The organism is Sphingomonas sp. DMC8, assembly GCF_056314185.1.
The window spans coordinates 245,374-264,393 of the sequence record NZ_JBQUYV010000002.1 but is presented as its reverse complement, the minus strand read 5'-3'; the positions used below and the strand labels follow the sequence as shown (position 1 = coordinate 264,393).

The window sequence follows — 19,020 nt, the reverse complement described above, 5'->3', positions numbered from 1 at the left end:
CTGTCTCGCGCAGCGCGAAGGTCCTGCTCCAATACGCGGACTCAGGGAATCCCGAGCCCCAGGTCCCCAAGGGACCAGTCGCCGCTTGCGCGGCGCATTTCTAAATGCCCTCACCGGGCCCTCAACTGGGTCGGATAGTAATAGGGTTGCTCGGTCGAGGGAAGCACGACCGTGCGCGCGCGGCGCAATTGCAGACGGCGCAGCTCGCGTCGTCCCAGGGCGGTCAGCGTGCGGCGCGGGGACGTCCAATGGGCGATCTCTGTAAAGACGAGGATCTGCTCGACATCGGCGATTGGGAGCCGCGTGCGGGCCGACGCCGCAGCGGCGCTGCGCGCACCGTCGAGCAACGCGGCCAGCACAAGCATGGTCTCGACCCAGCGCCGTTTCAGCGGATCATCGAGAAACCTCTTGGCGGCGCGTAGCCGCAACATGCTCCGCGCCCGTTCGGCGAGCGCGTCGGCATTGTCAGCCGGAAACTGCTGGTCCGCCGCCAGGGCACTGCGATTGACGAACAACGGGAGCCAGCCGCCCTTGCGACTATGCAGGACCGGCGGCGCATTGTTCGGCATGCCGTGCCCGAACGCGATCAACGCGCCGCCATTGCCGTAGCCCAGCGGCGTTTGATGCTTCCTGGGATGTGCCCGACAGAGTGTCACAACATCCCTTTGTTCCTGACCTCCGAAAGAGCTCCACAAGGTCGGGCAGGCGTGAACAACGCGCACGCTTGGCTGGCTACGGTGCGATCGGACACGATCGAGCCCGGCTTCGGTCCCGGAATAGGCGACGACCGCCAATCGAATCCGACCATAGGAATCCCAGCTGCGAATGGTTGCGACGCGCCAGAACGCCTCGATCATCTCCCACACGCGCTGTCCCGACCCGATGAAGTCGGTGACGATAACGATATGGCTGGCCCGCCGCTCGCGCAGCGTATCGGGTCCGGGATGACTGATCACTAGGTCGCGATGCAGCCGCTGATAGCCGGTGATGAAGTTCGCGATCGCGCCTTCGCTGCCGACTTCCTGATCCTTGGGATCGATGACGATCGGTGGCACGCCCGGGCCCGCCGCCCGCCCCTCCTCGGTCCCCGGAAAAAAGGGAAGAACCTCGCTATACTCCAGCCCGTAATCGCCTTCGGCGTCGCGCGTTTCGACCTCGCGTTCGGCATAGAGCGCGATCGGGCGATCCATGTCGCTGTCGGGACGCGTCGCCAGAGTTTTGTCGAGCAACGTGCGCAAGCCACGATACAGAGCGTCGTGGCTAACCAGCATTACCGCGTCTGCCAGTCGCGCTGCGGTGCCGCGCTCGCTGCCCGGAAACTGCTCAAGCCAGGTGCGGGCAAATTCAGACTGAGAGACTGTCATATTGCACAGCATACCGCAACGAGCGAAGCTGCAAACTTATTCAGGCTGTGGAATAGGTCCAGAACCACCGTGATCACCAGCGCCGACCCGCCAGATCGCGTGCTGGCACTGCCACGACCGCAAGGCGCGGGGCGCTCTCACCGCCGCGGCTGGCGAGACGAACGAATGACTGCTTTCCGGATTAATTGCTCTCCAGTCGAATGACCGGGACTAGGGCGCGAGGCGGATAGAAAGAATGCGCCGAACCGCCCCCCCCCCCGTGAACGCCAACCGACTTCTGTCTACTTTCCAGCCTCCGCAGCGGTCAATCCGCAGTATCCCGCTGGCATCTCAGTCAATCATTGGCCCCTGTCGCCCCCTTCCAATCGACCAGTTGACCCCATCGCCGCGAAGGATCCCCGACACCGTCTTGCCGATCTGCCGCTCCAGCACCGGCCGCCAAGGCACCAGCGTGAATTCGCGCGACTTCTCGATGAGCGCGAACCGCCCGCTGACCAGGTCGATCCGGCGCCGCACCACGCCCTCGATCCGTGCACGCGCCGCGGGTTCGTCGAACGACAGCCCCAACTCCTCCGACAGCTGCCCGGCGACCCGCAGAAGCTCGCGCCGCTGCAGGGTCAAGAGCAGATCGGGGCCATAGGTCGTTGCAGCGCCGGCCTGCTCGGCCAGCCCCTGCGCGATCAGCCATTGCCGGCGGCGATCCTGCGCGTCGCGAACCTCGGCACCGAACCCCGCGTCGCGCAGCACCATGGGCTCGGCGGCGACCAGACTGCGATCGAGCCAACCCGCGGCGTCAACCTCGACCAACCGGGACAGCGGCTGCGAGGTCAGGATCTCAACCGCCACCGGCCGATCTCGCAACAGCCGCGCCTCATGCGCCGCGGCGCGCTCGAGATGATCGTTCGCGATGATCCATTGTCCGGAAGGCTCGCGGGTCACATTTCGGCTCAGCCGCCGCATCGCCTCAAGCCGCCGGACATGGGTCTCGGCGAAGGCCTGGGTCGCGCTCGGATCGTGACGAAGATGTGCGTCCGCATCGTAGCGCCCGCCATTGGCCGCAGCGACTGCCACGATGGTGCGGTCGGCCTCACGCACTACCGCGCGCAGAGGATCGATCCGCACCACCGCGCCCTCGGGCACGATATCGAGATCAGCGCCCTTGCCGATTGCCACGTAATGGCTGCGCCCATCGATCCCGTCGACGATCAGATAATGGTGATCGGCATGTTCATCGGCGAGGCCCCGTCCGACTATCCGCCCGACCAACGGGCGTGCGTCAGGCGATGACGGATCGTAGATCGCCTGGTCGGCGCCTGCCCGTTTCAGCCCGCGGCGGGTGAATTCGCGCTGCATCGTGCGGACGATGTCGCCGCGCTCACCCAGGCGCCGAAGCGTGTTGTCAAGTCCGGGCGCGAGCCGCCAGCTTGCGCCACCGATCGGCTCGGCGAGGCCGAGCCGCCGCAGCTTGGCCAGCCGGCCAGCGCGGAGCGCCTGATCGAAGGCATCGCCACGCGCGGCCGACACGATCCCGGCCTGCGCGTCGCGCAGCAACGACCGGTCGAGTGAGGTCAGCCGTTCCTGCTCGACCTCGGCGCACAGGCCCGCCTCGATCTCGCGGGTCGAGTGCGGCCCGAGATCGAGATCGACGAGCTCGCACGCCCGCTCCCGCATGCCGGTCGTCAGATAGTCGCGCGCGATGACGAGATCGGCGCCGAACTGATCCTTGCCGCGCACGACGATATGGGTGTGCGGATGACCGGTGTTGAAGTGGTCGACCGCGACCCAGTCGAGCCTGGTACCGAGATCCTCCTCGACGCGCGCCATCAGACGGCGCGTGAGTGATTTGAGGTCCTCATATTCGGCGCCGTCCTCGGCCGAGACGATGAAGCGGAATTGGTGTCGATCTTCATCCCAGCGCTCGCGGAAAGCCTTGCCGTCGACCGCATCCTCGTCGCGTCCGTAGAGCTGCCCGGGCTGACCGTCGCGCGTCGTGCCGTCACGCTGGAGATAGCGCAGGTGCGCGACTGCGGCGCCGGCTCCCTTTCCGGCAAGCTTGACGATGCTCGCCTTGATGATGACGCGACGTGCGCCATAGGCTGCGCGACCGACGCGCCGGGCAAGCACGCGCCCGACCCCGGCACCGCGGCCGATCCTGCTGCCCGAGAAGCCGGCGCGCTTTATCCCGAACGGCGCCGCCCCGCCCCGCGCGAGATTGGCCGCCGCGAGCACGCGCCCGAGATATTTCCGCACGCGCTTGCCGCCGGTGCTGCGCATACGGCCGAGCCGCGGTTCGAACTCGTTTTCGTCGGCCATGAGAGCCATTCCGCCATGCGTTTCGACCCAGCATGACGCGCCTCTGCTCAGCTGAAAACCGGTGCCACCGGAGCCCGCGGAAATCCGCCGATTCCGGCGGGCATGGCACTGGTGCTCGCCGGACAGTGCCAGGAAATCCCCTGAAAAACGATGTGCAGACAAACACTTGCGGCACCACCGGTGCCGCAGCTTTATCTTGCCTTACGCTGCCCTCTCCTCCTGACTGCCATCCGCGCCTCTTTGCGCCTTTCAACCTCTCCCGCCGAGGGCAGAAAAAGCCGGGACGCGATGCCTGTCCGACACCGCATCCCGGACGCAATTCCGCTCCGATTAATGCAGCGTCGCAAACGCCTTCCGCGCCGCCTGTGCCTTCGCGAAGCTGCGCCGCCCGACCATCCCGTGCGCGCTGCCATCGCCATCGACGATGCACACCGCGACGATCCAGCGCCCGTCCAACCGACCGATCATCGCCACCCGGTCGAGCTCGAAATCTTCGTCGCCGGGTGCCTCATAGGCGCCCAGCCAGCGCTCCTCGACCCGCGCATCCCAGGTGAAATCGCACTCCTCGGCCGCAATGAACCGTTCCGCCAGCCCCTCCGCGGCGCCGCGCCCGAACTCCAGCTCGAGCCCCGCCACAAGCGCCGCCATCACGCGATCCGAGCTGTACGAAATCGGTTGAAACATGGTCATGAGAACCTCCTGTCGCTTGACGTCCTCCACATCGAAGACAGCCTCTCGACGGCGGTTGCCGGCGTGCCTGTCAGGGCTGCCGGAGCGCAGCGCAGGCACCGCGCAGCGGCGGCGGAGGAACCGATTTTGTTGCGCTGAAACGAACAAACGCGCGTGCGCAGCACGCTCATTCTCGCGGCAAAATTGGAGGGGCCGCCGGCCTTGCACGGGCGCGCCGGCAGCCGCCATGCTGGGACGATCCGAGACGAGCCCCTTATCCACAAGCTTTGCGCCAGACCACCTTGCCGACGGCGATCGCCTGGCTAGGATACAACGCGGTTCCTCTCACCAGACCTATCGCCGGGTCCAAGCAGAGCAGTAGTGGCGTGACCTCGACAGCCGACCCTCGGGCCGTCTTGTAATCGGCGATAAGCGGCCTTCACGTGAGGACGGTTCGTCATGCCCCTGTTCATCCTGACCCAAGCCAATGTTGACGCTGCCAAGGCGTCTCTGCGCGTTTCCCTGCCCGAAATCCGCTCGGGACATCTCACCGAAGCGCTGGCCTTCAGCCTCGGTTTCAGCACGAATGCCGCGCTACGCGCAGCGATCGTCGCCGAGACGGGCAAGCCGCCTGCGCTTGCCGAAGCCGAAGCGAGGCAGTTTGCCCAGCGGCTCGAAGCCCTTGGTCATGGCGGCATTGCGGGGGAGGCTTTCCTTGCCGCGATGCGCGAGGATGTCCTCAACGAGACACCCTATACCTGGTTCAGGAAAGGCGATCTCGCTGCGAATAATCGTCACTATGACGCCTGTCAGGCACGCAACCGGCCGATGATGATGGTCAAGATGGCGCGGCACTATGCCGAGCTCGAATGGGACTGCATCACGATCGATTCCGATTGCGATGACCATGTCAGCGGGCCGCAAAGCAGCGAGCTGGTGCGGATCATGTTTCGCCTGTTCCAGGAGCGGGCGCGCGGGGCGCCCGGCAAGCCTCTATTCTATGCCAATGCGTTTACCGGCTCGATCAAGAAGCTGCTGCCGGACACCGCCCGTCAGCTCGCCGAGGACTATTTCAAGCTGCTCTATCTGCCGCTGCGCGACCTGCCGCCGCCCCGGCGTCGCGCGGCCTGATCCTATTCGAGCGGCGAGAGCCTGCCATTGCCATCGACCTCGATCGGCCCGTTCCAGCGGAGTGGGTCGTCGAGCAGCGGCTGGGCGCAATTGTCGCGGCCGACCAGCGTCGTCCAGAACAGGCAGACCGGTGCGGTGATCGGCTTGCCGAGTTCGTGCAGCCGCAACCGCGCCTTCACTTCCAGCCGGCCCTCGTCATTGTCGAAACCGGCGACCAACTCGGCCTTGCCGCCATCCTCCATCAGGACGGCCGATCCGTGCATGAGCGCGACGACATAGAGGGCAAGGAAGGAGGACATAGCGGCGAAGGCGTCGCGATCAGCTTGTTCGACCAGGCCCAATTTGGCGAGGACATAGAAGAGATCCTCGAACAATCCGGTGTCGGTGAAGGCAGGATTCCAGATGAACGCGCTACCGAGATAGTCGACGGTGCGCCGTTCGCGCAGGGTCGCTTCCTTGCCCTTCTCGGCTTTGCGGAGCGCCTGTTCCAGCACGGATTTTGCGACGCTGCGCTTGATGCCGAGCCGGCCTTCGATCTGGGCGTCCGTCGCAATCCGGAGATTGGCCGCGGAGACCTTGCGGATATCGGCCAGCGTGAACGGCTGCTCCGCCACACTGATCCGCGCCCAGGATTGGAAGCTCAGGAAGATATCCCTCGCCTTCTGAGTCACCGGTCCCTTTTCGCGCGTGTCCCGATGCGCGACGAAATCGCCAACCTCCCGGATGCTTTCGCGGCCGTGCGAGCGATCGCGCAGCGCGAGGAACAGCCGACCGAGATCGTCGGTACGGCGTTCGCCGCGCAGCAGCCGGCGCACCCGAAGGGCAAGATCCGCGTCCATCATGTGCAGCCAATAGCATGTTCGATGGCCGATGGAGCAGCGCGGGGATCGCAAGAAGGCGACCGGATCAGCGAGACACGCGGTCCCGTTCCAGGGTGACGAACAGCTCCGCCGCGCGCGGCGGCGCGGGCGCCTCCGGGCTTGCTGTGGTGCCCAGCGCGACGAACAAAGCGGGCTTGCGACGCTCGATGCGCACCGGAGCCGCGCTCGGACGATCGCCGCCCACCGCGGCGAGATAGGCGATCGTCTCGCCCGGCAGCGGCTGGCGGCCGGCCAGGTGAGCGGCATAGCGCCCAGGTCCGGCATTGTAGGCGGCGAACATGCCCGGATAGCCGAACCGGTCGTACATGCGGCGCAGATAGGCGGTGCCGGCGAGGATATTGTCGCGCGGATCGAACGGATCGCTACCGAGCCCGAGCGCGATCCGCATCTCAGTCCAGGTGCCGGGCATCAGCTGCATCAGCCCCATCGCACCGGCGCGGCTGACGATCGGCCGCCCGTCGAGCATGGTCTTGCCGCCGCTTTCGGCATGCATCACCCGCTCGATCCAGGCGATCGGCACACCGAACCGCTGCGATGCCTCGACCACGAACGGACGCCACTCGGCAACGGTCTGTCCAGACGCCGGGGATGCCAGCGCCAGCGACAGGGCGAGCGCGAGCAGCTTCAATGCACCCATAGCGCCGTCGCCTTGCCGATCACGTCCGCAGCCTCGGTCGGCCCGAAATAGCGCCCGTCGAACGAGTCGGGAGTGTCCGCCATCAGCAGGAACAGTGCGCCATCATGCAGGGTCCGGCAGCCGGTCCACCAGGGTAGCGGCCGCCCAAGCCGGTCGCTGGAGCGCCGCGTTGCGAGCACACGGCCGTTGACGGTAATGGCAGGTCCGATCGCACACACCAGGTCGCCCGGCATGCCAGCCACGCGCTTCACCAGCGGCACGTTCGCCGGAATATAGCGCCGGCTCGCCGCCAGCGCGCGCACCCTCAAGGGCGTCCGCGCGACCACCATATCGCCGCGAACCACGGCGCGGCCGGGCGCGACGCGATAGAGGCCGATCGGCGCGCTGGCGCTGGCATTCCAGAGCAATCGCGGCAGCGGCGGCGCGACGATGGTCGCGGCGACGCACAGGCAGCCGAGCGCCACTAGGGCCGCGCGGTGCCGCAATCGGCGACGGCGGCGCTTGCTGTCACGAAGCGCTTCGCCCCAGGCGAGCAGCGGAAGATCGCGGCGCTCAACCATGGTCGTCACCCTTGCGCCGGGCGTTCGACCAGGCCTCGATATCGTCGATATGATAGTACCACGCGCGGCCATGCAGGCGGCAAACCGGCCCACGCCCCTCGGCGCGCATGCCCTTCAGGGTGCTGGGCGCGAGCCCGAGATGGAAGGCGGTCTGCTTGGCGGTAAGGAAGGGGCAGATCTCGCGCGCCTGTTGGGCGCGCGCGGCAGTGTCGTCGGGGTCGGCCATGGATCGGGGTCCGCTGTGCGGCGGCCGCCGGATCGCGCCGCCCGGACACCCAACTGAACCTCGAAAGCCCCGCCCGGCAGGGTCGAAAACGGGCATGTGCGTTTTCGACCCCCGTGCCGGCCAGGCGATCCGCGCCCGGTCAGGGCGCGGATCGGACCAGCTCAGTCGGCCGGGTTCCAGATGATGGCGAAGGCGTCGTCATCGTCCTGGCCGGCGGCCCGGCCGAGATTGGCGTAGAGCCGGCGCGGCCCGAACTCGGGAGCGGCGAGGCTCAGCGAGACATAGTCGTTGCCGGACATCTCGCCGCGACGGTTCCAGCCGGCACCGAGCTCGACGCCGCCTGCCATGACGACATAGTCGGGCTGGGTATCCTTGGTCTTGCGGCTGTTCGGCACGATGGTGATGCCGGTGCGGATCGAGAGGGTCCGAAGCTCGCCCTTGAAGCCGTTTCCTTCGCGGGTGACATAACCGATGGCGGACATTGCAGGTCTCCTTGAGATGCTCGCCCGAACCGTTCCGGGCGATGGGCGGACCTCAGGGACGGCCAGACGGACACCCGAACCGGCAGGCCGAAGCGCCAGCGGAGGATCGGAGCCCAAGGCTTATTTGGAGCGCAGCGGCCGCGAGGAGCCCGCGCCAGCGGGCGGGGAAATAAGCCGGCGGGCGATGGTTTCGGGAGGATGGCGGCCGTTCCAGGTCGTGCGCCCAAGGAGCCGTGGACGGTGCGGGAAAGGAAATGCGGAGACCGAATCCGCCCCGATCTGAACCCCGCTCAAGGCGGCCAAGGTCACAGGATCTTGATCGGCCGCCTCACGCCGAGGACCGATTAGCCAGCCCATGGCTCTCCCGACAAATCGGGCTGCCCGACGGCACAGCGGGGCAGGCAAGCCGCCCTATGCGCGATGGCTTGCGGGCGGCTCGCGAAGCCACCATTTCGGCTCGCCAGGTTCGCGCCGTGCGGGCCGAGGACAAAATCGACCGAGCGGGATCTCGAAGGAAGAGGGGGCAATGGCAGCAAGCTGGGCGGATATCGAGGGTATGCGACGCGCGGTGCTTGCCGCGATGCCGCGCGACAGGTCCTGAAGACGATCCTAAAAGGCGTGATGCGGGCGGCCCGGGACAAGCAAAATCCGATCCGCGGCAACCTCGTGGCGAGCGGGCTGCGCGAACTGGTGACCCATGTGCTTCACACGCTTGCGCCCGACGACGAGGTACGCCGGTGCGTATGGTTCGAGCAGGCGAAGGACACCAGGACGGTCACTCGCGCGCAGCGAGCGCGCTACATCGTCCAGGCCGGCCTCCCCAATGCGTTCGTCAAGGAGAAGCTGAAGCTCGACGCCGCCGCGCTGGCCAAGCCCCTGCTCGAGGCGATGGACGGACTGCACAAGGCGACGCATGTCCGCGCCGACACGGTCGTGCACAAAGGATCAGAAGTGCGCGACATGCTTTATGACGTGCTTGCTGAAATCCCCGCGCTCCTCGACGATACCGAGGATGCTCGCGAGCGGATCAACGATGCGGTCGCGGGCGCGCTACACAACGCAGTGTTCGAGAGCATGATCCTGGATACGATCCAGGAGCTAGACGAGCTTTCGACGCACACCAGGGTCGATCATCACTGGATCGAGACGATCGAGATCAAGCGGCTCGATGCCGAGCATATCGATTTCGTCGTCACCGGTGAGGTCGAGGTCGAGCTGCAATATGGCTCTGATTCTGATGTCGCGAACGATATCGGCATGCGCTCGAGTGACAGCTATCCGTATCGCGCCAAGGTCAGCGGCGAAGCCGGCAAACCGCTTGAGATTGATCCTAACGCCATCCGCCTGAAGGTGGATACCAGCAGCTTCTACGAATAACCCTCCGCGCGCATCCTGGGATGGAACGGAAGACCAGCCCGACGCCCAGTACTCAGCGGCCGCGCAATTCGGCACAGACTCCGTCGAAGAGATCGAAATAGCGGCGCTCCAGCTCGCCCTCGCTCAACGCGAACAGGGCCGCGGCCAGCGGAAGGTCGAGGGCCGCCGCTGCCCGCGCGCCATCTGCGCGATAGCCGGGATCGAGATCACGCGCCGTGGCAAGATCGCCGGCATTGCGCATGCTGTAGTCGGCGATCCAGAAGCAATTGATCAGGCGCTCGCGCGGTGTCAGCGCCTCAAGCCCATGCGCGCGCTTCTTCTCGATGATGTCGTGCCCCGCATCGATCAACCAGGTCTGGTTGTCGATCTTCGCTCCCGATTCCCCGCTGTCCATCACCCTGCTCTAGCGGAGATGCCCCCCGCTCGCACCATACGCGAAAATCCGCGCGCCCGCGCCCGAGCCAATCAGGGCGAGGGTGCGGGCGCGCGACCGGATTTTGGCGGTTTCCAGCAGGCCGCCCCTCGCCGGAAACGCGCGGGGGCTCCCCCCGCGCGTCCTCTTCCCGGCTCAGGCGGCGAGCGGTTCGGGCGCTGCTGCACCATCATTCGCCGGTGCCGCACCCCCGCCCCGGTCGGGCTCGGGCGACAGCGCCGCGCCTTCCGGCGCGGTCGGATCGGGATCGCGATCCGGCTCGGCGCTGGCGTCCAGATCGGCCCGGGCGGCGCCGACCTTGGCGTTGGCGCGGACCGTGCCGACTCCGCCGCGCCCGGTATAGGCGGCGGGCGGGAACACCATCCAGCGCGGCACCCAGCGCTCGACCTTGGCGCGACCGCCGACGCCGTCGAGATGGTCGGTGACGATCCGCTTCAAGGTCTTGCCCTTCTCCTTGGCATTGGCGGCGGCGATCCGCTCGCCCGCGACCTCGGCGACCATCGCGCCCAGCACCTCCCTGTCGCGGAGCAGGTCGAAAAAGGCGGCGTCCGCCTGCCACCAGTCGGCCATGTCGAGCCCGAGGGTAAGCCCGACCGCCTCGACCGCCGCGTCGCCCGCCGCAAGGGTTTCGCCCATCGCGACGGTGACAACATCGCCCAGCGCTGCGTCGGGGAGGTCGAGCAGGCGCAGGAAAATGCCGACCAGCCGGCGGTCGTCGGCGCTGCTGCCGGTCACCGTCTCGCGCTCGGGGTCCATGCCGAGCAGCGCCAGTACTGCGCGGCGGCGCTCGTCGAACACGGCTTCGCCCCGGCAGGTCTCGACGCTTTCCTGCGTGGTCGCGTCGCGGTAGACGAGCGGCTGGCGGCGTACCGTCCAGAGCGACGATCCGGCGACGAGGTGCGCGACCATCAGCCGCAACGCGATGCCGGGATGGCCGGTTAGCGCGCCGCGGACAGCGGCGAAGCGGTGCAGGTCGAGATAGGTCTGCTGGGCCGAGGTCAGCTCGGGCCGCTTGGGTTTATCGGCCGGGACGGCATCGGCTTTCGGCACCCGCGCCGCCTCGCGGCGCGTGACATAGCCTTCGAGGAAACAGACCTCGCCGGTCGCGCGAACGTCGATATAGACGCGTCCGCCCTTGCGCTTGGGCCGCTTCTCATAGTCCCAGCTGGCGAAATGCTCGCCTTTGGGCACGATCACGACCTCCCCCCAGCCCTCGGCGAGATAGGCCTCGCGCCGGGCGGCAATGGCCGCCTCCTGCGCGGTCCAGAACGCCGCCGCGTCGGCGAAACAGCGATCCTCGCCGAACAGGTCGGCGACGGTGACGAGCCCGCTCGCCTCGACGTCGAACAGGGCAAGGCTCGCCGGGATCGTCTGCCCGCCGAGCAGCCATGCCTTGAGCTGCGCGCCGGTGGGCGCGCGCTGCTCAGGATCGTCGAGAAGCGCCAGCCAGTCGCGCTGCTGGCGCTTGCTCGCCATGGTCAAATGCCGGATCGTCGCGCGGTCGATCCTGTCGTCGGCATAGAGGGTGCGGATGCGCGGCAGCAGGTTGCCGAGCGCGAGGATGCGCTTCACGGCGAGATCGGGCAGGCCGAAGGTCGCGGCGATGTCGTCGGGTGTGCGGCCCTCCTTCACCAGCCGGGTGAAGGTCGCCCATTGCGTCACCTCGTCGGGATCGAAGCGGGCGACATTCTCGATCAGCGAGAGTTCGATGGCATCGGCATCGTCGCCGCTGTCGAGGATCGCGCAGGGCAGCATGTCGTCCTGCGGTTCGCCCTCGCCGCCCCCGGCCCGGCGCTCGGCGGCGACGATGCCCGCCGCCGTGAAGCGCCGCGCGCCCGCGACGATCTCATAGCCCCCTTCCTCGTCATCGGCGGGCACGCAATTGGGACGCACCACCAGCGGGACGATGACGCCGCGCTTGCGGATCGTCGGGAGGATGTCGGCGACATCGGGCGGGCGCTTGCCGTGGCGCATATTGGTCTTGCTGACGACCAGCTTGTCGAGGGGGATGAAATCGAGTCTCATGGGTCTGCTCCTTCAAGAGCGCCGGTCCCGTCGCTCCTTCCACGTATGACGGGACCGGCTGGGATGCGGCGGGAACGCGCCGCGCGTCAGCCGTCCAGCGGGTCGCCGGGCGGAAGCGGATCGGGACCGGACGCGCCTTGCGCGCCGTCCTGATGGGGCGATGACTGCGAGGACCGAGCAGCCGCCTCGATGGCACGGACGACCGCCTGCGCAGCGAGGATCGAGCCGGTGCCGCGCGCGGCCTCGGCCCAGACCGAGAGCGGCACAGTGGAGGAAAAGCCGATGTCGCGCTCGATACCCAGCCCGAACGGGAGGCGTAGCGCAGCAATCTCGGACAGGCTGAAAGTGCCGAGTTCGGGACAGCCGAAGCCCAGGTCGGCGAGCCCGAACAGCGTATCGCCATCGGCGTCGAGTTCGGTGGCGAGCCATGTCGCAGGCCCCATCGGATTGAAGAATTTGACGACGGGCACAGGATCGTGCGCGCCCTCGCCTCCCTCTCCCGCGCGCGCGGCGTGCGTGGCGGCATTGGCCTGCAAGGCCGTGCGCAAAGCGGATGTGAGCAGCTTCATGGCCGCAGCCCCGCCCCAGCGATGCCGGTGGTGATGGAATACATGGTCAGCCTCCTGCCCCGCCCAAAAAGCCCATGGCCTCCCCCGGAAGTGGGGGTGGGCGGCAAGAGCGACCGGAGAGGCCCGCCTCGAGCGGACCAGGCATCCCGAAGGGACCGGAACGGCAGTGGAGGAGCCGGGCGTCAGCCCGGCTTGCCGGGCACGCGGGCGGGCCTAGCAGGGCGCGCCGCCCACTCCCGCGCCACCGGGAGAGGCCACAAGTAACGCCGCCGCGCGAGCGGCGTCCGCTTCACTGTCGGCGGCCTGCCGCCGACCAACCATGGACGGGCTCCCGCGCGGCGCAGACGGATGAGCGGCGCAGGGTCGGGCTTCGCGCCCAAAGGCGGCACTTGTCGCCGGGCGCGAAACCGGGCGCGCCGCCCGGCTGCAGAGCGCGAGCGCCCGCGGGGCCGCGATCAGGCGCCGCACCCTGTCCGGCTGCGCAGCAGTCCGGCAGTGTGCGTCCTCGCCCCGCTCCGTATTCCAGTCGACAGCCCGGGCGCCGACGACTGGCTCGCGCCAGGGCCGAAGGCGACGCGCCCTCCATGCCGTATGAAAACACTTGAAAGCGGATCGCTTTCGGTGCCCATTGGCCCTTGGGGGATCCAAGCACAGCCATGAAAAAGCATCCGAAAGATAGTATTTCTTCGACCTTGGTCGGCGGCAATAGCTGATCGCCAGCGATGACGGAGGATCCCAACGCGAACACAGTCGCAGACAAGGCTTGGCCGTCGATCGATGACGTTGCACCCGCTGAGGAGGGCGGCCCCGAAGCGCGCAAGGGATTTAACTATCAGGATGAGGTCGCGGTAAGATTTCTACTCGAGATGATCGAGAATGCGCATCTCCTGAAAATTCATTTCGAGACCCATGACGATCTGGTACCCGTTCGCCAGGATCCAGCCATCGAGGCGGCGATCGCTGAATATGTCCAGGTCAAAGCCGGCGAGCCTGACAAATTATGGTCGGTCGCCGACCTGTGTGCCCGGGATGCGAAGAAAGTTGGCACGTCGATCTTCGAGAAATCCCTGACGCGCGACCAGCACAAGGAAGTCTCCCGTTTTCGGATCATCACGATGCGGCAGGTCGTCAAGGCGATCGAGCCGCTTACCTACAAATGCGGGTCCGAGGAGCGGAAGCTGGCCAAGGAGGCGATGGACGCGCTTCACGCCGAATTCGCCGAACGGATGAATGCCGTCACGTCGGACAAGGGCAATGGCTGTGCCTACTGGCTCGACAATTGCGAATGGGAGATCCGGCACGACCTGACCTCGATGCGCGCGGCGAATGCGAACCAGCTGCTACGCATGAGCATCACCGCAGGCCATCCCTTGCTGTTCGAACAGCTCGACAATTTGCTCGACGAATTGCGCCTCATGGCCAAGGAAGCCGGCGCGGCCAAATGGATTCCCGACAAGGCCAAGAAGATCGTGACACGGGCAGAGATCCTCACCTGGTGGACCACGCGCCTGGGTGACCTTGTCGCGCAATCCGCGGCGCAGGCCGGCACCAAATTGACCGAAAAGCTGGAGGCAGTCAGCTTGCCCGACGACGTCGTCGCGCTCGCGATCGATCTGCGGCGCGGCTATGCCGCCGCCACGCGCGCGTCACGCTATATGGAATCCGAAGAGGGCGTGCAGCTCGTCAACAGGGTCAAATCGGAAGCGGCGTCGCTTCGGTCGAAATATCTGGCTGGCGAACTTGCAACCAACGGCATGGAGTTCCACGCGCTCTGCCTCGCCAGGATGGACGAGATCAGCGCTCAGGTCAGCACGGGTCCGGTGGACCACGCCGCTTTTCTAAAGGGCTGCCTCTACGACATCGCCGACCGCTGCCTCCTGCGTTTCGAGCTACCCAAATGAAGTCGATCAACCGCCTTGCGACCCAGGCAGCCAGCGTCCCGCTTGCGGCGGACGATATCGTCGAATTCCACGCGGCGCGACTGCTGTTGCTCATGCTCGTCTGCGGCACCGCTGGTCGAATCGACGGGCTCACCAAGATGGCCAAGCTCGATTTTTTCAGCCGGTATCCCGACTTCTTCCTGGTCGCGCGCGCGGCCGAAGGCGAGCCGGAAAATCCCGGATCGGTGCCGGACGGCAACGTCGTCGAATCCTCGATGGTCCGCCATCATTACGGCCCCTGGGACAAGCGCTATTATCATGTTCTGGCGCATCTCGAGGCGAAACGACTGATCACCGTCTCAAAGGAAAAAAAGTCCTACCAGATCGCGCTGACGCCTCTTGGCAAGGAGCGTGCGAAGGCACTCGCGGAGCTACCGTCCTTCGCCGCCCTAGTGGACCGTCTCAAGCAAATCCGGGGAACATTCGGCAAGAAGACAGGCACCTATCTCAAGGACCTGATCTATCGCCTCTTCGACCGCGAGGTCGGACAACGCGAAATGGGCAAGGTGATACGGTCATGACCAGGCCATTCCTCTCGATTGCGCGCCTGCAGCGGCACCTCGCGACCGGGCAGCAGGAATCGCTCGACTTCGAGCCGGGAGTCAACGTGCTCGTGGGCAGGCCGAACACCGGCAAGACGAAGTGGCTGCAGACGCTCGATTTCCTGCTTGGCGATCCTGGCGGCAATCCGTTCGAAGGTGCCGACGAGAATGCGCTAGCGGAAAAATACGACGCCGCAGCCGCAGCCTTGCGGATCGGCACCGATGCCTTTCTCGTCGAGCGGCGCTGGCGGGAAAGTGGCGGCAAGGGAAAGGTCTATGTCGACGGCACGCCGATGCTGGCGAAGGACTTTCAGCACTGGCTGATGAAGGAACTCGGCATCCCTTTGCTGAGCTTCCCCAAGGGCAACCCCGCATCGGGCCAGACATGGCCGGAATTGTCCTTCCGCATCCTGCTGAGGCACATCTATCGCCAGCAGCGCTTTTGGGGCGACATTGCCGACAAGCAGCCCGAGGGCGAGCAGCATGCCAGCGTCTTGCAGTTCCTTGGCCTGGCAGAGCATATCTACAGCCCGGACTATGAGGAGCTTGTCCTGCTCAAGCGACGGGTCGACCAGCTCGCGGCCCGACGGGATCAATATGCCAACACGCTGAATGAACTCGCACGCGATCTGCTGTCCGACGAGGATGTTTCGGTCCATGTCAGCGTAACGACGATTGCGGCGGCGGCAGAACGTCTCGCAGCGGAGGCAGCGTCGCTGCACGAGCGCCGCATCGCGCTGCTAACCGCGGCGCAGGAAGAAGCGATTCCGACGGAACAGCGCAGTCACATCGCCGATCTCGCGGCCCGCCGGTCGAGCGCGCTCTCCAGGCTGGAGAATATCACTATCAAGCAGGGAAGCGTGGCCGAGCGCCTGTCAGACATTGCGCGCTACCGCGCGGATCTTGCCGAAGAGATCGAACGAATGGAGCGCGCCGAGGATGCCGGCGCGGTGCTTGCCGATTTGAAGATCACGCATTGCCCAGCCTGCGATCAGTCGGTGAACGCCCTCGCCTATCACGGTCATGATTGCTTCCTGTGCCATCAGCAACTGCCGCCAGAGCCGGTGATCGCCGACCTTGGCTCGGTCAGGTTGAGGTTCGAGCGCGACCGGCTTGCCGGCGAACTCGCCGAGGCGATCGAACTCGAAGGGGTCTTGCAGGCCGAGGTTGCCAAGCTCCTTGCGGACGCGGCCACCATCAAGGCGGAGATCGCCGAGGTCGACGCGGAGCTGACGCCCGCCAGAGAAGCAGTCGGCGCACTTGCCCAGGCAGAAATCAGCGCAATCGACATGGCATTGGGCCGCGGAGCCGAGCGCAAAAGACAACTGGACCGGGTAAGCGCGGCGCTCGAGCTTGGCGTCGAGATGACGAAGGAGATCGCACGCCTCGAAGAGGCGATAACGCCTATTCAGAAACGGGTCGACGATGCCTTCGCCGCAATTGATTTCCACTCGGCGGCGGCCCAGCTCGAAGACGGGATGAACTCCTATCTCGAAGCGCTGAATCATCCCGGACCGAAGGTCTGGCTGCACAGTCATGTCAATGTCGACATCAGCCGGAGCAACCTCTCGCTCCGCGTTGGCCGTCAGCGCTGGAGCGCCGCGCTGGGCGGTACCGACTCGCTCTATTTCCTGATGGCCTATCACTATGGCCTGATGACGCTGTCGGCCAAGGCGGGCACGCATTATCCGGGGTTGAGCATCATCGACGTGCCGGGCGAATTCTCGGGCGAGGCAGTGGCGGATAAGGAAAATTTTATTGTCCAGCCGTTCATCGACCTGCTCAAGCGCGATGAATTCACCGGCGCCCAGCTCATCATCACCGGCGCATCCTTCACCAATCTCTCCGGGGCACATTTCCAGAGGCTAACGCACGTCCATGTCGCGTCATGACCCTGGACGGTCTTCTCGGCGCACTGGCGCTCGGCGCCGCTCTGTTCGCCCTCGTACCGGCGGTGCAACGGCTGCGCGCATCGCTGGCGCTTCCGCTTCAGGCGCTGGTGGCGGCGACAGCGCTGTTGACGATATTGTGGCTCGAATTCCACGAGCCGGCGCTTTCCTGCCCCGCCCAGCTGGGTGGCGCCTGCGACTGGATCACCTTCCCTGGCGATAGCGGGAGCGTCGCCCGCAAGGATGCCTTCCTGCTGGTGCTCGCCTGGGGCGCAACGGCCTATGTGCTCCATCACTTCAGCCGGGTCGGTGTGGCGTCCGTTCCCGCCATGGCGGGCTTGGCCGCACGCCTGATTGACGAGAACCGGCTCGGCGAGGCCTTGTCCCTGCTCGCACCGCATGTCGACCTTTTCGTCGCAGCGAGCCGGCGCCAGGGCCGTTGGCAGCGGCTGCACGACCGGCTCGCTAATTTTGGCCTGCCCGACCCCTTTCCGCTAGACGACGAAGAGGAGCGTCGCTGGGGCGCAGGCTGGCCGGGCTGGCTTACGGCCGCCATACGCTCCAGCTCGCGAATCGTGCCGGCTCACATGCGCGCGGAGTCCGCGGCGCTCGACATCTTCCAGCTGGTGCATCGCTCGCCCCAGGTGATTGCCTATCTGGCCGAGCAGCGGCCGGACTTGGCCATCCCCTATCTGCGCGCAAAGACCTACAGCCGGGGCGACTTCTCGGATGCCTTTCTCGAGCATCTCATCGCGCGGCCCGGAGGTGCTCTCTATCAGGAGATCGAGCGAAACCAGAACCTGCTCCATCCGATCGGCTATGCATTGCCCGAACGCAATCGACTACTGCGCGCGTTGTTCGCGGACGCCAATTTCGCCGTGGAGATCGCCGCCTGGAAGCCCATCGGCAACTATCTCGAGCGCCTGCTCGACGGAATGGAGAAGCCGGGTCACGTCGCCTGGCTGAACGGCAGCGCCAAATGGTATGAACGCGAATGGTGGCGCGATCCCGCCTATGTCGCGCTCTTCTATTTCGACATCATGGTGACCTCGGCGATCGCGCAGGGCGTGCCGAACCACATGTGGCTGCATTATTTTCCACATTTCGCGGATCGGCTGGCGCGGACCTATGACGCGAATCAAGCGGACATCGACCGCACTGCCGAGTTCCCGACGCGGTCGGCACGCCTGCTCTTCGAAATAGTGAGCTATCTGCGAAAATGGATCGCTGTACTCCCCGACCTTCCCGATGGCTCACCGCACAAGACCTTGCCCGCCAACCGCGCCCAGACCGGAACCAATATCCCGTTCTCCGCGGCAATCGCGCTCGGGCGTACCTTCGCCGCGATCCTGCGCGCGGGCCAAATCGATCTCGCAGTGCTCGAGACACTTCATGACGTGGTGGCGCGGCTCATTCGCGACCTGCCTCACGATGGGCCTTATGCTCGTTTACGACAGTGGGTGATTGCCGAAATGGTATCCGGCGGAGACACCGCGACGCCTCGAGAATATCATGACGCATTGGCCGTCATGCTGATGAATACCGACCACGTGGTACGGTTGGAAATCGGGGATTATCGCGACGCGATCGATGCCGCCGTCGACCGCTAGATAGTGCGTCCAATCCGCTCCAAAGGACCCAAGCTTCCCTTCGACCCGGATTCGCGATAGAAACGGCCCAGGCCCCAAGGCAGGAGCCCGCCGCCCACCAGTAGCGAAGCTGCAAGCAGCACTGCCGCGACAATGACTTTTCCATGTCTCTCGGGCTCGAGGGGCGGTTGGTGGGCGACGCTTCGATACGGGCTGGAGAATGGCATGTCGTAGAAGTCCGTTCGGCCGTCGACGATCGACGGCATCAAGAGCCTCGCCAAGTCGATCAAACGCGACAAAGGCATCAAACATAGCGAAGCGCTGGATTGCGCCGCGCAAGCGGCAGGATTCAGCAATTTCATCCACGCCGGCCGGGAGCTTGGCGACCGACCC

The 19,020-nt window shown here is 65.9% G+C and carries 17 protein-coding genes; 6 read left to right on the top strand and 11 right to left on the bottom strand.

Annotated elements, in window-relative coordinates; all coding sequences use genetic code 11:
- Window positions 1-110: 110 nt before the first annotated feature.
- From ACT53K_RS05240 to ACT53K_RS05230, 3 genes are all read right to left on the bottom strand, one after another.
- Window positions 111-1,364 (bottom strand): phosphoribosyltransferase-like protein, encoded by a 1,254-nt coding sequence (locus ACT53K_RS05240; RefSeq protein ID WP_476227503.1) that lies wholly within the window; start codon window positions 1,362-1,364, stop codon window positions 111-113.
- Window positions 1,365-1,694: 330 nt separating this feature from the next.
- The gene (gene rlxS, locus ACT53K_RS05235) at window positions 1,695-3,677 is read right to left on the bottom strand and encodes a relaxase/mobilization nuclease RlxS (RefSeq protein WP_476227501.1); all 1,983 of its coding nucleotides are present in this window, start codon (window positions 3,675-3,677) and stop codon (window positions 1,695-1,697) included.
- A gap of 330 nt (window positions 3,678-4,007) precedes the next feature.
- A complete protein-coding gene (locus ACT53K_RS05230) occupies window positions 4,008-4,367 on the bottom strand; it encodes a hypothetical protein (protein ID WP_476227500.1) in 360 nt (119 codons plus the stop codon).
- Window positions 4,368-4,805: 438 nt separating this feature from the next.
- Here ACT53K_RS05230 and ACT53K_RS05225 point away from each other — a divergent pair, with 438 nt between their 5' ends.
- Window positions 4,806-5,477: a hypothetical protein gene (locus tag ACT53K_RS05225; RefSeq protein WP_476227499.1), complete on the top strand. Its 672-nt coding sequence runs from the start codon at window positions 4,806-4,808 to the stop codon at window positions 5,475-5,477.
- Window positions 5,478-5,479: 2 nt separating this feature from the next.
- Here the strand turns inward: ACT53K_RS05225 and ACT53K_RS05220 are convergent, their stop codons facing one another.
- The 5 genes from ACT53K_RS05220 to ACT53K_RS05200 all read right to left on the bottom strand — a co-directional run bounded on the left by ACT53K_RS05220 (window position 5,480) and on the right by ACT53K_RS05200 (window position 8,263).
- Window positions 5,480-6,319: a hypothetical protein gene (locus ACT53K_RS05220; RefSeq protein ID WP_476227498.1), complete on the bottom strand. Its 840-nt coding sequence runs from the start codon at window positions 6,317-6,319 to the stop codon at window positions 5,480-5,482.
- A 64-nt stretch (window positions 6,320-6,383) separates the two neighbouring features.
- Window positions 6,384-6,995: a lytic transglycosylase domain-containing protein gene (locus tag ACT53K_RS05215; RefSeq protein ID WP_476227497.1), complete on the bottom strand. Its 612-nt coding sequence runs from the start codon at window positions 6,993-6,995 to the stop codon at window positions 6,384-6,386.
- Window positions 6,983-7,555: a S26 family signal peptidase gene (locus ACT53K_RS05210; protein ID WP_476227496.1), complete on the bottom strand. Its 573-nt coding sequence runs from the start codon at window positions 7,553-7,555 to the stop codon at window positions 6,983-6,985. The genes ACT53K_RS05215 and ACT53K_RS05210 overlap by 13 nt, the downstream gene beginning before the upstream one ends.
- Window positions 7,548-7,781, bottom strand: a complete 234-nt coding sequence (locus tag ACT53K_RS05205; RefSeq protein WP_476227494.1) for a helix-turn-helix transcriptional regulator — start codon at window positions 7,779-7,781, stop codon at window positions 7,548-7,550. Before ACT53K_RS05205 ends, ACT53K_RS05210 begins: the two co-directional genes overlap by 8 nt.
- A gap of 161 nt (window positions 7,782-7,942) precedes the next feature.
- Window positions 7,943-8,263: a DUF736 domain-containing protein gene (locus tag ACT53K_RS05200; protein ID WP_476227493.1), complete on the bottom strand. Its 321-nt coding sequence runs from the start codon at window positions 8,261-8,263 to the stop codon at window positions 7,943-7,945.
- Between the two features lie 621 nt (window positions 8,264-8,884).
- On the opposite strand from ACT53K_RS05200, the gene ACT53K_RS05195 reads away from it, so the two are divergent.
- On the top strand, window positions 8,885-9,640 hold the full coding sequence (locus ACT53K_RS05195; RefSeq protein WP_476227492.1) for a pPIWI-associating nuclease domain-containing protein: 756 nt from the start codon (window positions 8,885-8,887) through the stop codon (window positions 9,638-9,640).
- Window positions 9,641-9,692: 52 nt separating this feature from the next.
- Here the strand turns inward: ACT53K_RS05195 and ACT53K_RS05190 are convergent, their stop codons facing one another.
- The 3 genes from ACT53K_RS05190 to ACT53K_RS05180 all read right to left on the bottom strand — a co-directional run bounded on the left by ACT53K_RS05190 (window position 9,693) and on the right by ACT53K_RS05180 (window position 12,667).
- Window positions 9,693-10,034, bottom strand: a complete 342-nt coding sequence (locus ACT53K_RS05190) for a hypothetical protein (RefSeq protein WP_476227491.1) — start codon at window positions 10,032-10,034, stop codon at window positions 9,693-9,695.
- A gap of 174 nt (window positions 10,035-10,208) precedes the next feature.
- A complete protein-coding gene (locus ACT53K_RS05185) occupies window positions 10,209-12,098 on the bottom strand; it encodes a ParB/RepB/Spo0J family partition protein (RefSeq protein WP_476227490.1) in 1,890 nt (629 codons plus the stop codon).
- 86 nt (window positions 12,099-12,184) lie between these two features.
- Entirely contained in the window at window positions 12,185-12,667 is a 483-nt protein-coding gene (locus tag ACT53K_RS05180) for a DUF2958 domain-containing protein (protein WP_476227489.1), read from the bottom strand.
- A 722-nt stretch (window positions 12,668-13,389) separates the two neighbouring features.
- On the opposite strand from ACT53K_RS05180, the gene ACT53K_RS05175 reads away from it, so the two are divergent.
- Genes ACT53K_RS05175 through ACT53K_RS05160 form a run of 4 tightly spaced genes read left to right on the top strand, consistent with a single transcriptional unit; the run spans window position 13,390 to window position 18,648 of the window.
- Complete coding sequence (locus tag ACT53K_RS05175) at window positions 13,390-14,568, top strand: dsDNA nuclease domain-containing protein (RefSeq protein WP_476227488.1); 1,179 nt, start codon at window positions 13,390-13,392, stop codon at window positions 14,566-14,568.
- Complete coding sequence (locus ACT53K_RS05170; RefSeq protein WP_476227487.1) at window positions 14,565-15,128, top strand: hypothetical protein; 564 nt, start codon at window positions 14,565-14,567, stop codon at window positions 15,126-15,128. The genes ACT53K_RS05175 and ACT53K_RS05170 overlap by 4 nt, the downstream gene beginning before the upstream one ends.
- Window positions 15,125-17,041: a hypothetical protein gene (locus tag ACT53K_RS05165; RefSeq protein ID WP_476227486.1), complete on the top strand. Its 1,917-nt coding sequence runs from the start codon at window positions 15,125-15,127 to the stop codon at window positions 17,039-17,041. The genes ACT53K_RS05170 and ACT53K_RS05165 overlap by 4 nt, the downstream gene beginning before the upstream one ends.
- The gene (locus ACT53K_RS05160) at window positions 17,038-18,648 is read left to right on the top strand and encodes a hypothetical protein (RefSeq protein ID WP_476227485.1); all 1,611 of its coding nucleotides are present in this window, start codon (window positions 17,038-17,040) and stop codon (window positions 18,646-18,648) included. Before ACT53K_RS05165 ends, ACT53K_RS05160 begins: the two co-directional genes overlap by 4 nt.
- Window positions 18,649-19,020 lie beyond the last annotated feature (372 nt).

Excerpts from the sequence above, each read along its gene's own strand:
- ACT53K_RS05240 (WP_476227503.1), bottom strand. The coding sequence starts at position 1,364 with ATGACAGTCTCTCAGTCTGAATTTGCCCGCACCTGGCTTGAGCAGTTT.
- rlxS (WP_476227501.1), bottom strand. The coding sequence starts at position 3,677 with ATGGCCGACGAAAACGAGTTCGAACCGCGGCTCGGCCGTATGCGCAGC.
- ACT53K_RS05230 (WP_476227500.1), bottom strand. The coding sequence starts at position 4,367 with ATGACCATGTTTCAACCGATTTCGTACAGCTCGGATCGCGTGATGGCG.
- ACT53K_RS05225 (WP_476227499.1), top strand. The coding sequence starts at position 4,806 with ATGCCCCTGTTCATCCTGACCCAAGCCAATGTTGACGCTGCCAAGGCG.
- ACT53K_RS05220 (WP_476227498.1), bottom strand. The coding sequence starts at position 6,319 with ATGATGGACGCGGATCTTGCCCTTCGGGTGCGCCGGCTGCTGCGCGGC.
- ACT53K_RS05215 (WP_476227497.1), bottom strand. The coding sequence starts at position 6,995 with ATGGGTGCATTGAAGCTGCTCGCGCTCGCCCTGTCGCTGGCGCTGGCA.
- ACT53K_RS05210 (WP_476227496.1), bottom strand. The coding sequence starts at position 7,555 with ATGGTTGAGCGCCGCGATCTTCCGCTGCTCGCCTGGGGCGAAGCGCTT.
- ACT53K_RS05205 (WP_476227494.1), bottom strand. The coding sequence starts at position 7,781 with ATGGCCGACCCCGACGACACTGCCGCGCGCGCCCAACAGGCGCGCGAG.
- ACT53K_RS05200 (WP_476227493.1), bottom strand. The coding sequence starts at position 8,263 with ATGTCCGCCATCGGTTATGTCACCCGCGAAGGAAACGGCTTCAAGGGC.
- ACT53K_RS05195 (WP_476227492.1), top strand. The coding sequence starts at position 8,885 with ATGCGGGCGGCCCGGGACAAGCAAAATCCGATCCGCGGCAACCTCGTG.
- ACT53K_RS05190 (WP_476227491.1), bottom strand. The coding sequence starts at position 10,034 with ATGGACAGCGGGGAATCGGGAGCGAAGATCGACAACCAGACCTGGTTG.
- ACT53K_RS05185 (WP_476227490.1), bottom strand. The coding sequence starts at position 12,098 with ATGAGACTCGATTTCATCCCCCTCGACAAGCTGGTCGTCAGCAAGACC.
- ACT53K_RS05180 (WP_476227489.1), bottom strand. The coding sequence starts at position 12,667 with ATGAAGCTGCTCACATCCGCTTTGCGCACGGCCTTGCAGGCCAATGCC.
- ACT53K_RS05175 (WP_476227488.1), top strand. The coding sequence starts at position 13,390 with ATGACGGAGGATCCCAACGCGAACACAGTCGCAGACAAGGCTTGGCCG.
- ACT53K_RS05170 (WP_476227487.1), top strand. The coding sequence starts at position 14,565 with ATGAAGTCGATCAACCGCCTTGCGACCCAGGCAGCCAGCGTCCCGCTT.
- ACT53K_RS05165 (WP_476227486.1), top strand. The coding sequence starts at position 15,125 with ATGACCAGGCCATTCCTCTCGATTGCGCGCCTGCAGCGGCACCTCGCG.
- ACT53K_RS05160 (WP_476227485.1), top strand. The coding sequence starts at position 17,038 with ATGACCCTGGACGGTCTTCTCGGCGCACTGGCGCTCGGCGCCGCTCTG.